Source organism: Clostridium sp. MCC353 (assembly GCF_018785315.1).
In the GTDB taxonomy this organism is placed as follows: Bacteria; Bacillota; Clostridia; order Lachnospirales; family Lachnospiraceae; genus CHH4-2.
Genome location: NZ_WQPN01000109.1, coordinates 160,067 through 175,746, shown reverse-complemented (window position 1 = coordinate 175,746; position 15,680 = coordinate 160,067). Strand labels below are relative to the sequence as shown.

Below are 15,680 nucleotides of genomic sequence, written 5' to 3'. Positions count from 1 at the left end.
TGTGAAAGGATATCATATGCCTTTATGGTTTGAACTGGAAAATACTGAGAATTTAGAGACGTGTTCTGAAGTTGAAGATTTAGAAGATGGCGTATATTTAGAACATATAGATGGAAGAGGGGACCATGAGACGGGACTGGCGGGAGAACTTCCATATGAACTGCTGGGGAATCAGCAATTTGATCCGCCGGAAGAACCTGAAAGAGAAATGTTTTTATTTGGCACGCCTGAGACCGACAGGGAGTACTGGCATGAGCAGGTGGAAATCAATTCCGCCCCCATTGCATGTCAGAGAATGATCGCTGAACAGGTATTTCAAAAGGAATTTTCTGAACAGGAGATTCTGGAATGTGCGAAGATGAAAGGATATTACAACCCGGAATACGGCATTTCCGCCGGAGATATTGATAAGTTATTTCAGGAATATGGGCTGGAGGCGGAACTGGATTTTGATGTTTCGGTAACGGAACTGGCAGGGATGCTGGATCAGAATGAGAAGATCATCTGTCTGGTTAATGATTTCGTTTTAAGCTGTCCTGAGGCGGCGGATTTGTGCGGAATATCGCCCAATCATGTGGTGCAGGTGATCGGCATGGATTTGTCTGATCCCCAGAAGGGGAAGGTGATAGTGAACAACCCGGAAGATAAAAAGGGAAAGGGTGCGTATTATGATCTGAGCCGTTTTTTGAAGTCCTGGAGAACGGGGGGCTGCCTGACGGTATCTGTGCACAGGAGGTATGGGGATGACGATACGGGAAGTTGAACGGGACTTGCTGCGGCATCCCCTTATAATGAGAGAAATGGGGATGCAGATGCAGCTTGGCCTGCCATGGCTGTACTGCCATGGACCAAAGCTCTGTCTTTCTTACAGGCCCCACAGAGAAGTGTACAGGGATGATGCGCTTTGGATCTATGAGGCCCAGTATGAGCTGGAACTTGTATATCCGTCCTGGCATATTACTCGGTTTGTTAATCTGTACTTTGAAAGAAATCGTGATATAAGGGAACCCGAATCCATATGTGTAATAAATGGGAAATGGATGATTGAGGAAGGGCGCGGTTATCTGGATGCATTATATCTCGAATGCAGCAGAGTGATCGATAAATGGAAAGAAGACAAAGCCCTCTCCGCCCTTCTCCGTTACCAGGCCCTGTATAAAGAAACTGCGGCAGAGCTTGGCCTTCTGGCTCTGTATGGGGAGGTGAGGCAGAATGCAGATTGCCGTATTTGACACCGACCAGACAGCGTTAAAACAGATGAGAAAGAAACTGATTCATTTTGCCGTCAAAAAGGACCGGGATTTTGATGTGATGTGGTTTACTGAGGCGGGAATGGACGGGAAGATGGACAAATATGCCGGGAATATTTTAATTGCCCTGATTTCTCTGGATAATGAAAATGGGGGAGAGATTGGTGACAGGCTGTATGGGCAAAATCCCGGCTGCCGGATCTTTTATTACAGTTCTTCTTCCCGTGACCTGGAGCCGTTTCTTTCTGCCCGGCCCATCAGCTTTTGTTTATGGGGCCAGGAGGATGAAGTGTTTTTTAATAAGCTGGAAGAGGTTTTTCTGGAAGTGAGCCGGGCGAGGGATGTTTTCAGACATCAGACCCGCAGGCTTTCGCTGACGCTTCCGGTCAGGGATATTCTCTATCTCCAAAGTGATTTAAAATATGTGCGCATTCATATGGCGGATGATACCAGCCATGACATCTACGGGAAATTGTCGGAGATTGAGAAGGGGTTGAACAGGCCCTTTTTACGAATCCATAAGAGTTATATTGTCAATACCATGCATGTCCGGTATTTGGATAAAAGGGAACGGCTGGTGTATTTGTCCGATGGGAGCCGGCTTCCTGTTTCGGAAGCGCAGTATGAGAATGCCCTCAAGTATATTGGGGTTTAAAAATACTGTTTCATGGGGGAAAAATGATGGATTGGTTTTTTATGGTTTCAGATATGTTAGGATGTGCCCATCATCTTATATATACCAGAAGAACCTGAGGTCTAATCATAAATTTGTACCGGAGCGCTGCAAATTTATGCAGACGGACACAGACCAGGTGTCCGGCGCCTTATCTTGGCTGGGAGACGCTTCAGAATGGAGGAAAATATGGAGTTATTTGAAAAATTGCTGCCTTTCGCGGCGGATGCAGGGTGTGAAGAGGCCGTAAACCGGCTGAAAAGCCAGGCGGAAGAACTGCTGGCCCAGGAAGATACCCACGTAGTAGTGGCCGGAGGGGCCAACAGCGGAAAAACTACGCTGATCAACCGCATGGTTGGCAATGAGGTCCGGGAAGAAAGCCTTTTGAATGAAGAGGAAAAACCGCTCCGGGTGGTATTTGAGAAGAGAGATGACGATGATGCCTATGACTGCAGAACGGTCATGAACCAGGCCTGGTACGATGAAGGGGCGGTTCTCTATGAAATGAAGATTCAGGATATGTTCTGCGGGGAGAGCGGCGCTTTGAAAGAAGTGATGAATACCAAGGATATCGTTTTGTATATGGTATCGGCAATCTCACCGTTTACTTATGAAGACGTCAATGCCATTAAAGCCATGTCCGGTTTATCGGTCCGGGTGTTTTTAAACAAACTGGAACTGATCGACGAGGAATCCAGAGGCAAAGTGGAAAAGTACGTTCAGGATCTGTGTGAAAACATGGGGCTGTCAAGTCCTGTCATACCAAAGACGGAAGACTGGGACAACATGGGAAAACTGATCCGCAATCTTCTGCCGGGCACCATAGAAAGAAATGATATCCGCAAGAGACATGTTGAGGCGGTTTATAAGTCGGCTGTGGGGCTGGTTGAGGCGGAAGCGAACAAGGCGCTGGCAGAGAACCAGCTTCAACTGGAAAAGACCATGGAAAACCACATCTCTGAAAGCCTGGATGCCCATGAAAAACAGTCGAAATGGGGAATTTTAAGAGCCGATATGCTGGAAAACGGGGATAAGCTTTCTGAGCTAATCAAGGGCGATATACAGGACAGGGCTGAAAAGCTGGGACGGAAGTTATTTGATATGGGGAAAGAGGCCCGTTTCAGCGATCCGTGGCTGAAAAAGACGCTGCCGAAGGAGACGCAGAAAGCGCTCCGGTCTTTGACTGAAAACCTAAAGCCCCAGATCGAGATAGGGATGCGGCGTGACACCAGAACAATGATGGATACCGCGGTCCAGGAAGGCCTGGTGGAACGATTTGACCTGAGTGAACCGGATTTTATGGCAATGACACAGGTGATCCATATTGAACCCTATGTTGTTCCTGAGATGGCTCCGGACGGGAAAAAGGAGTTTGGCCGCGAAAAGAAATCAAAGGAAATTCTTATTGGCACCGGTGCGGCGCTGGGGTTATTCCTGCTCATTCCCCTTCCCACGGTTTTCAGCGTGGCAGGCGGAGCAGCAGCGGTGGGCATCGGAGGAGCCGCTTATCTGAAGGAAAAGGGAAGCTGGGAGGATGCGCAGTATCAAAGAGAGTTATATCACTATGCGAAGATCAACTGCCAAAACCTTGCTGATGCAATCGGGGATTCCATTCGGAACTATTATGATAAAATAGCGGCAATCCTGGCAGAGCGGGGAGAGGCGGTTAAGGCTCCTGAAGTAGATCAGACCGCTTTTAAAGAAAGGGAACAGAGGCTTCAGGAAATCATAGACGGATGTCAGGAACTTATAAAGTGAGATAAAACATAAAAAAGGGGTACATAAGTATGGCAAGTATGATAGTTGACCACAAAAAGGTTTTGGAACAGCTGGGAGTCCTGCTGGGGCGGGAACAAAAATGTGCGCTGATCATTTCTCCGGACAATAAAAAGTGGCAGGAAGACCTGGAGGAGACAAAGAAAAAGACAGGGGAGAAATTCACGGTTCTGGTTATGGGCATTTTCAGTTCAGGGAAAAGCAGCATGATCAACGCCCTGATCGGCGAAGAACTTCTTCCTACCGGCGTTTTGCCGGAGACCGCTGTAATCGGTGAACTCCATTATGGGGAAAAGAAAAAAATAACCATTTATCCGAAAAAGGGGAAATGGAAGGGCGGAGATAAGCCGTTTGAGTTAGCATCTCCGACCATGGAGGAAATCGCAAAGTACGCCTCCATTGATAATGAGGCGGGCTTTAACTCCAAGCAGCAGAATTCCCAAAGAATTGAATCGGCATTCCAGAAGATTGTCATCCACTGGCCTCTGGATATCCTGAAAGACGGCGTGGTGCTGGTGGATTCCCCAGGGCTTAACGACCCGTTCAGCAATGATTATATCGTTAAGGGATATCTTCCCAAGGCTGACGCCATCATCTATGTTATGAGTTCCACTACGGCATATACTGCGACGGACGTGGAGCAGCTGGATGAGATTAATAAGTTCGGATTGAGAAATATTATTACAGGTTATACCTATTATGACGTGGCTCTGCGAAGCATGGCAAGGAAACCGGGGAAAGTGGAAGAAACCCGGAGAGTGCTGACTTCCCATATGTTAAAGCACAGCAGCCTGGGCGAAGAATCCATCCATTTTTTAAGCTCCATTGACGGGCTTGACGCAAAACTGAACGGTGACCAGGCGCTGCTGGTCCGTTCGGGATATGACGGCCTTGAGAAGTATCTGGGACATTATCTGGTGGAAGGAAAAGGCCGGGACCAGGTTAAGAATATGGCGGAAACCATAAGGATTCAGGCGGATATTATGATAAAACAGGCTACGGTGCTGAATGAAGCCGCAGGAAAGGATGTAAAAAACTTGGATGAGCGTATTGAACAGGCCCAGAGGGAACTGAATACGATTAAAACAGCTACCAATTCTACGAAACGTGTATTCCGTACCATGATGGAAAGATGTATGCCTCAGGTTGAAATGATGACGGAAGAGTATGTGAAGAAGCTGGCTGATATAACGGATCTGGACGGTTTTGAGCCGGAGACAGAACTGGCAAGCGGGTTGGGAAGGCTTAATCCATTTGCTACTAAGAAAAAAGCAGAGGCAGTACAGGAGGAGTTTAAAACAGAATTTGAACGCCGTATGAATAAAAATCTGGATAACTGGATGGCTTCTGTCATGACGCCTTATTTACAGGAAGCAATACAAGAAAGCGCCAGGAGCGTGGAAAAACAGCTTCAAAATCTGGCTGACCGGCTGGAGGGTATCAACAGTCTGCTTGCTTACGGTACGGTTGAGGAACGCGGATCAGGACGGGCAACCAGTATTGCGCTGGGGCTGGTTTGGGGGATTCTGACCGGCAATTGGTTTACCAGCGGTATATCCGCTATTTATGGAAAGGGCGCTTTTGCAAAAGCGCTTGTGGCACAAGCCGCTGTTCTTGCAGGAACGGCCGGTCTTCTGGCTGCCGGGGTAGTCATTACTCTTCCTGCTTTTATAGCAGCAGCTATCGTTGCCCAAATTGTGGCGATTTTAGTGAACAACACAGAAGCGCAATTACGCAGGATGAAGAAAGATATTGTGAAGGGGTACAGAGAAGGATATCTTAAAGAACCGCAGAATGTAGAAAAGAATGTGAAGGCTGTTGTAAATAATGTTAAGAAGTACATCAATTCAGTGTGCGATGATATGGACGCTGCCCTGGATGCTGACGTGAAGGCAAAGGAAGATCTGATTGATGCAACCATCCGTGATAAGAAGCGAAGCCAGGAAGAACGTGACCAGGAGATAAAAAAACGTGAAGACGCGGTTAAAGATTTGAAGGAGATCACAGAAGAAGCAGCGCAGATTTGTGGAAAATACGGGCTGACGGGAAATTAATATTCAATTGCCGCAGGGAGAAAGCCTGCGGCAATCTTTGATTAGAGGGAGAAAATGATGAGAAAAGTTGATATCTATTACAATCCTTATTTATACCGTACCACTCTTTTGATAGACGGCAGTGTGCTTAATCAGGAAGAAAACAGGCTCTGTGAATTTATGGAAGGAAAGCCGCTGGAAGCCTGGCTGGACTATCAGGTTGTATCTTACCAGCTTTGGGAAGGCGGGATATTGGAGCTGATGAAAGAGCTCAACGACGATGAACTGGATATCACCTTCTGGGGGCTTTTGACAGATTATGAGCATTTTGCGGAGGCGGCAAAGCGGCAGCAGGATGCGGTCAGGGAGTATGGATATAATCCCAGCGAATGCAACATGGAGTACCGGCCCAGGTTTAACCCGGAATCGGTAAAGAAAAATGTGCAGACATTTCTGAATGACAGAAATACAGCGGTGGTGGGCCGGCAGAAAAATATGCTGGATATGGAATTTTTGAGCAGGGATCTGGAAGAGGCGAAAACGGTGACTGTGGAATTTATGCGGGATGTAAGAGAGCGTTTGAGCGGTATTCTGAAAGAGATCCTGGATTATCATGAAAGAGAAAGAGACGCCATGATTTCAGATGAAGCGGTTCTGAAACAGGATAAAATTATAGATTATTGGAAAAAAGCTGTCCGTGAACTGGATAAGATTTACATGTAGGGGGAGAAACGATGGCGGAAGAAGTGAAGGTATATGAAGAAAATGGGTATGAAGAGCAGAGGTATGGAGAGCAGGAGAACATGGCCGCACAACTGATTAATAATGCCATTGCCAATGTGGACTTGTATGTGAGAAAAGAATATCTTTCCGTTATTGACCAGGCGGATATTGTGCCGATGCCCGACTGGCAGGCGCAGATTGTGCCGGGAAGCAATATGCGGCTTATTAAGATCGACAGCTTTGTATTTGACAAGGGGCAGTCCATATCGGGAAAGATCAGAAATGTCTACGGAGCTATTCAGCAGAGGGGCGTCAGTTCCCTGTTGATTCTGAATGGAAAGAAGGATCACGTGGACTTCTATCTGGGGGTCTGCAGCGAAGAGGAGAGCCGGGTTACGACAGCGTTTCGAACCTATCTGAATTCATTTAACGGGGTATTTCCGGGATGCAGGTATGAAAATATGAAGTTTGGCGGCACGGGGGGACTGCTGAAGGAATTAGTTCCTGAAGAGGAGAAAATCTCCATGGCCGCGGTCTCTTGTTTTCCGGCATCAGTTTCAGCAGGAGAGGAGAACTATCTGGAGAAGCTGGATGTTTTGATCGATGGGATGAGGAGAAAACCATTTTCCATGATTCTCCTGGCCCAGGCCATTGACCGGACCGAACTGGCTGTCATGCGCCAGGGGTTTGAATCCCTTTATACACAGCTATATCCCATGCAGAAGCGTGATATATCCATTTCACAGAGCGGAACGGAAAGCTGGGGGCTGAATTTTTCACAAAACGTATCGGAATCATTAAATATCAGCACAGGAATCAGCATTGGGCACACAAAGACCAGGGGAACCAGTACCAGCGTCCAGCATGGGCCGGATAACGAAGACTTAAAATCACGTCAGTCCAAACAGCAGCTTGCAGGAGCCGTTGCCAGCATTGCGCTGAACAGTCTGGTTCCAGGAGAAGGAGCCGCCGGTTTTTTACAGAGCTTGTTTTACGGGCAGGCGGTGTCCAATCTTCTGGGCAGCGCCGATACCGCTATGGGGGGCGCTCCTAAGCCTGATACGGAAACGGTTACTCAGGGGAGCCATGAAGATGAGGCGGATTCCATAAACAGGCAGATTAACCAGGGTTCCGGATACAGCAGCGGCGAATCAGGGGGTGTCACCTGGAATAAAGGGGAAACCCGGGGGCAGACCGCACAGGTATCCTATGTGAATAAATCCGTGGTAAATCTGCTGGAACATCTGGAAGAACAGATACAGGAATTGGCGGGACTGGAGAAGGAAGGGGCGTTTCGGGCGGCGGCGTATCTTATTGCGGGGGACCGTGAGACGGCGGCCTCGGCAGCTAACCTGTACCGGTCGATTATTTCTTCGGGCAGGGATATGCAGTTTGCGTCACCGGTCTATCACTGGAATACAAAGGAAATGACCGATGAAATTTCCAAATATCTTGTGAGGGGAATCCACCCGGTATTCTCCTTTGACGGCGGTTTCGGCCTGCCGGATCTAACGGTGGCCCAGCCCATCGGCCTGAGTGATATGCCGGCTTATTTCTGCATCCCACAAAAGCCCCTTCCCGGCCTGATGGTTACGGAACACGCGGCATTTGCCAGGGATGTAATCCTGAATTCCGGAAGGAAGGCCCAGGAGGATGAGCGGTCCGTAAAGATAGGCTGTATCTATCATATGGGGAGAGAGGAAAGCCAGACCGGAGTGAGCCTGTCCATGGATGATTTGACCGCCCATCTTTTTGTGGCGGGAGCTACCGGAGTTGGCAAATCCAATTTCTGCTATGGGCTTCTGGATTCTCTGACGGAAAAGGGGGTTCATACGATGGTCATTGAACCGGCTAAGGGAGAGTACGCCAAGGTATTTGGGGGAAGGGAGAATTTTCATGTATACGGGACCAACCCCTGGCAGGCGCCTCTGCTTCGCATCAATCCATTCGCGTTCCCGGAGGGAGTGACCACACTGGAACATATGGAACGGCTGCTGGCCATATTCAACACAGCCTGGCCAATGTATTCGGCCATGCCTGCCATATTGAAGGATGCGCTGGAAGAAGTTTACATAAAAAGAGGATTTGACCTTCTGCTGGATGGAGGGCGGGATGGGCTGGAATTCCCCTGTTTTGACGATTTGCTGGAAGTCCTTCCCCGAATTATTAAGAGTTCGGAATATTCGAAAGAGGTTCAGGGCAATTATATCGGGGCGCTGGTAACCAGGGTGAAATCCATGACCAACGGCATTTACAGCCTGATCTTCAGCCGGGATGAAATCGGCGATGAAGGGTTATTTGATGAAAATGTGATTGTAGATATCAGCAGAATCGGTTCTGAGGAAACCAAGGCGCTGTTGATGGGCGTGTTGGTTATGCGGCTTTCCGAATACCGGATGTGTTCAGGCCGGATGAACAGCCCGCTGAACCATGTTGCGCTGATAGAAGAGGCCCACCATCTCTTGAAGAAGCAGACGGCTTCTTCCGGCGAAGGGGTGAATGTCAGACAGGCTTCGGTGGAGATGATCACCACGGCAATCGCTGAGATGAGGACTTACGGTCAGGGATTCGTGATTGCGGACCAGTCGCCGTCAATTATGGACCCGTCTGTGATTGGAAACACCCAGACAAAGGTATTTTTCATGCTGCCCAGGCGGGAGGACCGTATAATGGCGGGGGATTCCGTGGTTTTGGATGATCGGCAGCAACAGGAGCTGGCCAGACTGCCAAGAGGCGTGGCAGTTGTGAAACAGAATTCCTGGACGGATGCGGTTCTCTGTAAGATCAATTATTTTCCGGATTGGAAAATGATCCCGTTTCGCTTTCAGGCCCCTGATTTTCAGGCCGGTATACGGGAACTCACGGGACAGTGTCTGGCTGTTCTCATGAAAGACCGTCTGGCTCCTGGAGAAACATGCGGTGTGGACGAAAAAAAACTGGCGGAAATTAACTGGAAAGATATTTACGCGGCGGAAAGCAGAAAGAAACTGATGAAATCCATTGTGGAAGAATACTGCGGAGCAGGGCGGGTTCAGAGGAATTTAACCCAGATGGCGCCGGTTCTGGAACAACTGGTTGGATTTGGTGAAATATTCAACAGCTGCCGGGAGTGCAGGGATATGGAAACCTGGGTCACAGCGGTTTTTAGGAAAGTAGAAGAAAAAGCGGTTCTGACGGATGATGAAATGAGGCTGCTGGTCTCTCTGGGGATTCAATGTAAAATCCCTTCTGAACCGGAATTCAGGAAATTGTATGTAAAGTATCTGGTCTATTGCAACGACAATGGGCAGCAGGTCTGACGGACCAATAGAAAAGGACAAAAGGAGGGGCGGGAGTATGATAGATACTTTCAGACAGTATTGGGAGGCAGAAGAAAACATCGGCAAAATAGGAAGGACGCTGATGCGTGCCGAAAGGGTTTTGCATGGTGGGGAGAGCGAAACAGTGCGCACACTGAAAGCGTTGGAAGGAATCATGGACCGAAAATATGTTGTTCTGGTCTGCGGCCTGATAAAATCAGGAAAATCCAGCGTTATTAACGGCCTGATTGGAGAAAAACTGCTGGATGAAGAGATTCTTCCGACCGTCCCGTCTGTGTATGAACTGCATTACGGGGATGAGAAAAAAATTGCTGCTTACATGTGGGAGAATGGGCAGTGGGATGAAAGCAGGGCGATTTATGTAAAGCCTACCGCCGAAGGAATCCTGAAGTTTAAGGAACGGCTTGGGGAATTCTATGACTTTTTCCGGAATAACTGCGAATTCCCAGTATGCAAACTGGTTATCTACTGGCCTTCGGATCTGTTGGAATCCGGTCTGGTGCTGGTAGAGGCACCTTATACAAGTCAACAGAATGTCTGCTGGCCAATTCGCGAATATCTGCCCTATGCGGATGCAGTGATCTATGCAGTGAATATGAATGTGCCGTATATAGGAATGGATTTGGAATATCTGAGTGAAATTAATAGTTATGGTGTGGAACGCATTGTCAGCGTATTTACCCGCTGTGATATTATGGAAGCAGAGGACGAAGATGATGATGGGCCGGGAGACGAGGAAACCGGCGGCTATATTGATATGGAGGATGATGAGCCGGACGATTTCGATGAAGACGATGAATTTGAAGATGACTACAACTTTGATGAAATACGTCAATATCTGATGAAGAGAGCCCAGGAGTACAGCAGCCTTGGACCGGAGGCCGTCCACTTCGTAAAGAACCGGGTAAAAAATGGCAGGACGATGTGGCAGGACGAGGAAATCATGGGCCAGTCCGGCTATCCGGAATTAAAATCCTATTTGAACCGGCTGTTAATTCAAGAATGTGCGGTTCCCCGACTCATGAAAGGCATGAGACTGTTAAATGAAATTATTATGGATCTGAAAGGAAACAGTTTTTACAGGGGAATCATAACGCCGGATATGATGCAGAAGATACAGTCGCTCTGGAAGGAAGTTCCGGTTGCGCCGGGTGAACTTGCAGACCAGGGATTTATGGTTTTAGACCGTGTAATCCCCAGCCTTGAACCGGAGCTTGCGAAAAAATATGACCTGCAGGAAAAAGAACTGTATGACAAATACCAAAATCCGGAACTGCACCTGGCGGTAATTGGCAATTTCAGCTGCGGGAAAAGCACTTTTTTAAATGCGGTTTTAAAACAGGAGCTGCTTTCCACGGATAATCTCCCCACAACCGCCCTTCCCACCTATATCAGATGGGACAAAACCGGGGGAAATGAACCGGAAATCACTGCGGAGGACGTGGAGGGGGAACGGTTCCGGCTTTTGGGGCCGGAATTGAGCCGGTTTGAGGTGAAAACAGGGATAACGCTGCCGAAAGAAACCGGAGCAATGATAGACAGTCTCACCACTGACAGCGGGCTGATCGGAAAAGTGAAGCGGATCGAATTATCATTTCCTGAAGAAGAGAAATATGAGAATTTCTGCATCATTGATACGCCCGGAGTCAATCCAGGGCAGGAAGATGCCAGGGAACATATTTTGGAAACCCAGTCGATTTTAAGAAAAGAGGCGGATGCGGCGATTGTGCTGTTTCCGGCCTTACAGGTATATACGGCGGATTTCGAGAATTTTCTGATGGAAAATGCGGCCCACCTGATGGACGATTCCATTTTTATCATTACCAAAATGGATATGGTGAGGCGGGAATCAGAACGGGCTGAACTTCTTGCCTACGTAAAAAGACTGCTTCAGAAAAATTTTGAACTGCAGGAGCCAGAGGTATACGGAATTTCCGCCGGATTCGCGTTAGATTACTATATGGATGAAGCCGTATATGCGGGGGACAAACAATGGGCCATGGGTTTTGAAGAGGTGATGGAGAAGGTATTTCAAAAGCTTCGGGACCGGAGGCAGGAAATCATATCCGGGCGGATCAGCGAGATGGTTCGTGAATTGATACATCTTGTTGGGGACGAGGTGAAGAAGGATACAAAAAGGCTGGAAGACGACAGGGAGAAGCTGCATAAATACTCACTGGACAGTCTGGAAAAGTCCTATCAGGTGTTATTGAGTAAATATGAGGAAGATTTGCTTGTGCAGGAACCCCAGTGGATTTCAAGTATGAACGAAATTTTAACAAAAAGGATAAAAGAAACCGAAGAGGAAATTGATTATAATATTGACCGGCAGAGGCTGACAAGGGGATTGAAGGCATATGTGGATTGTGAACTGAATAAAGCCGTTGCCGATATGAATTATCAAATTTCGCAGGATATCAATAAAAATATAATAAAAAAGATCAGGAAAAGGGGATATGAGTTTATAACGGAGGTAAAGGCCTGTTTGGAAGAATATCAATATTATGTCAGCAGTGCCGGAGATTTTTTCAATAAGCAGAAAGACAGTCAAAAACACCCTGCTTTGGTACTTAATGATATATCAATAGAACCAAAGGAACAGATGCCTTCTTTGATTGATGCAGTTATACAAAATCTAGAATTAGGTTCGATTTTGGGAGCATTACTCATGCCGCTTTTAGCCGTAGGATTCATACTGGAACAGCAAATGTTGCCTAAGAAAAAAATTGAAATCAAAATGAAAATTATGATGGAATTGTCCGGCTATTATGTGAGCCTAAAAAGCGTATATACTGTTCATGTGAATACGCATATTAAAAAGAACATTGACTGGGCGAAATCTCTGCTGGCGGCATATCAGGACGAATACAAACTGTTTTTTGAGAAGAAAAATCAGGAATTCCAGGAAAAAGAAAAAATAATCCTCAAGGAGATCAAAAAGAACCAGGTCAATCTGGAGAATATGGAACTGATAGAACCATTGCTGCAAAAGAGGAAACGAGGGATAGATCATGGTTGATACAATGGAGAAATGCCGGGAAATTGAGGAAAGTATTAAAAAAGCGGAACAGGAACTGCTGAGAAATGCTAAGATGACTTCATACGGCGCAGGCAGGATGGCGCTGATCCCAAAGTTTCAGGAACTGGATAAGACGGTGGACCGGAAACTGGTTGTGTTGGTTGACGGACTATTCGCTTCTGGGAAAAGAAGTCTGATTCATGCTCTTATCGGCGAAGAATTATTACCTAATACATTACTTTCGGCTGAGCCGTTTTATGAACTGCATTATGGGAAAGAGAAAAAGGTGATTGCATATCCTGAGATAATGCTCATGTACGGTAAGGAAGCAAGCAACCGAAAACAAGAGATAGACCGCCAGCACTACACTATTCCGAACCAAAGACCAAAAGATAAGCATTGTGGGAAAATCTAAACTTTTGGATTTTCCTACAATGCCAACTACGGCGGAATCCCTCCCACTCCTTATATCTTTCTGTATACATTGAATTTGTATTTAGTAAAATGCAGACAACACCACGGATCGGCTTTTGGTTGGACAATTCCAACCAAACACCACAGCAGACAGCAGAAAACATTCTGAACGCTAGGAAGCCGGTATGATTGTTACATATAAGGGGAAGAAAAATTTCTTTTAGGTACTTGCTTTCCTAAAACTGATGTGATACAATGATTTAATCCAGAAAAGGAGTAAAAAATATGCGGCAAGGTATTCTTAAATAAAACTATAATCAAATAGTGGGAACAAAGGATTATGATAGCTCCTTTTGTAGGGGCTTAGTTTTTTGTACCCAATTTAAGAATACTTTTGCCTTATCAATTTTGACATATCCCCAAAAACAGCAATCACAAACAGGTGTATGCTGTATATGTGTATGTCCGCAACTTATAATCCCCAGTGGTAAAAGTATTTTACTGCTGGGGATTTTTATGCCCTTTGGGGCTGTAAAGGGAGGACAATCACATGAAAATAATCAATATTGGAATTCTTGCCCATGTAGACGCTGGAAAGACGACCTTGACGGAGAGCCTGCTATATGCCAGCGGAGCCATTTCAGAACCGGGGAGCGTCGAAAAAGGGACAACGAGGACGGACACCATGTTTTTGGAGCGGCAGCGTGGGATTACCATTCAAGCGGCAGTCACTTCCTTCCAGTGGCACAGATGTAAAGTTAACATTGTGGATACGCCCGGCCACATGGATTTTTTGGCGGAGGTGTACCGCTCTTTGGCTGTTTTAGATGGGGCCATCTTGGTGATCTCCGCTAAAGATGGCGTGCAGGCCCAGACCCGTATTCTGTTCCATGCCCTGCGGAAAATGAACATTCCCACCGTTATCTTTATCAACAAGATCGACCAGGCTGGCGTTGATTTGCAGAGCGTGGTTCAGTCTGTTCGGGATAAGCTCTCCGCCGATATTATCATCAAGCAGACGGTGTCGCTGTCCCCGGAAATAGTCCTGGAGGAAAATACCGACATAGAAGCATGGGATGCGGTCATCGAAAATAACGATGAATTATTGGAAAAGTATATCGCAGGAGAACCAATCAGCCGGGAAAAACTTGCGCGGGAGGAACAGCAGCGGGTTCAAGACGCCTCCCTGTTCCCAGTCTATCATGGCAGCGCCAAAAATGGCCTTGGCATTCAACCGTTGATGGATGCGGTGACAGGGCTGTTCCAACCGATTGGGGAACAGGGGGGCGCCGCCCTATGCGGCAGCGTTTTCAAGGTTGAGTACACCGATTGCGGCCAGCGGCGTGTCTATCTACGGTTATACAGCGGAACGCTGCGCCTGCGGGATACGGTGGCCCTGGCCGGGAGAGAAAAGCTGAAAATCACAGAGATGCGTATTCCATCCAAAGGGGAAATTGTTCGGACAGACACCGCTTATCAGGGTGAAATTGTTATCCTTCCCAGCGACAGCGTGAGGTTAAACGATGTATTAGGGGACCAAACCCGGCTCCCTCGTAAAAGGTGGCGCGAGGACCCCCTCCCCATGCTGCGGACGACGATTGCGCCGAAAACGGCAGCGCAAAGAGAACGGCTGCTGGACGCTCTTACGCAACTTGCGGATACTGACCCGCTTTTGCGTTGCGAAGTGGATTCCATCACCCATGAGATCATTCTTTCTTTTTTGGGCCGGGTGCAGTTGGAGGTTGTTTCCGCTTTGCTGTCGGAAAAATACAAGCTTGAAACAGTGGTAAAGGAACCCTCCGTCATTTATATGGAGCGGCCGCTCAAAGCAGCCAGCCACACCATCCATATCGAGGTGCCGCCCAACCCGTTTTGGGCATCCATAGGACTGTCTGTTACACCACTCTCGCTTGGCTCCGGTGTACAATACGAGAGCCGGGTTTCGCTGGGATACTTGAACCAGAGTTTTCAAAACGCTGTCAGGGATGGTATCCGTTACGGGCTGGAGCAGGGCTTGTTCGGCTGGAACGTAACGGACTGTAAGATTTGCTTTGAATACGGGCTTTATTACAGTCCGGTCAGCACGCCGGCGGACTTCCGCTCATTGGCCCCGATTGTATTGGAACAGGCATTGAAGGAATCGGGGACGCAGCTGCTGGAACCTTATCTCTCCTTCATCCTCTATGCGCCCCAGGAATACCTTTCCAGGGCTTATCATGATGCACCGAAATACTGTGCCACCATCGAAACGGCCCAGGTAAAAAAGGATGAAGTTGTCTTTACTGGCGAGATTCCCGCCCGCTGTATACAGGCATACCGTACTGATCTGGCCTTTTACACCAACGGGCGGAGCGTATGCCTTACAGAGCTGAAAGGATATCAGGCCGCTGTCGGTCAGCCGGTCATCCAGCCCCGCCGTCCAAACAGCCGCCTGGACAAGGTGCGCCATATGTTTCAGAAGGTAATGTAAAG

10 protein-coding genes are annotated in these 15,680 nt (G+C 47.6%); all 10 read left to right on the top strand.

Translation table 11 applies throughout. From position 1 onward, the window contains the following. Position 1: 1 nt before the first annotated feature. The gene (locus GPL15_RS19060; RefSeq protein ID WP_215700267.1) at positions 2-763 is read left to right on the top strand and encodes a hypothetical protein; all 762 of its coding nucleotides are present in this window, start codon (positions 2-4) and stop codon (positions 761-763) included. Next, on the top strand, positions 744-1,232 hold the full coding sequence (locus GPL15_RS19055; RefSeq protein ID WP_215700266.1) for a hypothetical protein: 489 nt from the start codon (positions 744-746) through the stop codon (positions 1,230-1,232). Before GPL15_RS19060 ends, GPL15_RS19055 begins: the two co-directional genes overlap by 20 nt. Beyond that, on the top strand, positions 1,213-1,905 hold the full coding sequence (locus tag GPL15_RS19050) for a LytTR family DNA-binding domain-containing protein (protein ID WP_215700265.1): 693 nt from the start codon (positions 1,213-1,215) through the stop codon (positions 1,903-1,905). Before GPL15_RS19055 ends, GPL15_RS19050 begins: the two co-directional genes overlap by 20 nt. A gap of 207 nt (positions 1,906-2,112) precedes the next feature. Next, on the top strand, positions 2,113-3,681 hold the full coding sequence (locus GPL15_RS19045) for a GTPase domain-containing protein (protein WP_215700264.1): 1,569 nt from the start codon (positions 2,113-2,115) through the stop codon (positions 3,679-3,681). 29 nt (positions 3,682-3,710) lie between these two features. Then, positions 3,711-5,753, top strand: a complete 2,043-nt coding sequence (locus GPL15_RS19040; RefSeq protein ID WP_215700263.1) for a dynamin family protein — start codon at positions 3,711-3,713, stop codon at positions 5,751-5,753. Between the two features lie 54 nt (positions 5,754-5,807). Next, positions 5,808-6,455 carry a hypothetical protein gene (locus GPL15_RS19035; protein ID WP_215700262.1) on the top strand — a complete coding sequence of 216 codons (648 nt, stop codon included), beginning with the start codon at positions 5,808-5,810 and terminating at the stop codon, positions 6,453-6,455. A gap of 11 nt (positions 6,456-6,466) precedes the next feature. Further along, on the top strand, positions 6,467-9,754 hold the full coding sequence (locus tag GPL15_RS19030) for an ATP-binding protein (protein WP_215700261.1): 3,288 nt from the start codon (positions 6,467-6,469) through the stop codon (positions 9,752-9,754). Positions 9,755-9,791: 37 nt separating this feature from the next. Further along, positions 9,792-12,794 (top strand): dynamin family protein, encoded by a 3,003-nt coding sequence (locus GPL15_RS19025; RefSeq protein ID WP_215700260.1) that lies wholly within the window; start codon positions 9,792-9,794, stop codon positions 12,792-12,794. Further along, on the top strand, positions 12,787-13,209 hold the full coding sequence (locus GPL15_RS19020; protein ID WP_215700259.1) for a hypothetical protein: 423 nt from the start codon (positions 12,787-12,789) through the stop codon (positions 13,207-13,209). Before GPL15_RS19025 ends, GPL15_RS19020 begins: the two co-directional genes overlap by 8 nt. Before the next feature lie 549 nt (positions 13,210-13,758). Then, positions 13,759-15,678 (top strand): tetracycline resistance ribosomal protection protein Tet(W), encoded by a 1,920-nt coding sequence (tet(W), locus tag GPL15_RS19015; protein ID WP_002586627.1) that lies wholly within the window; start codon positions 13,759-13,761, stop codon positions 15,676-15,678. Positions 15,679-15,680: the final 2 nt, after the last annotated feature.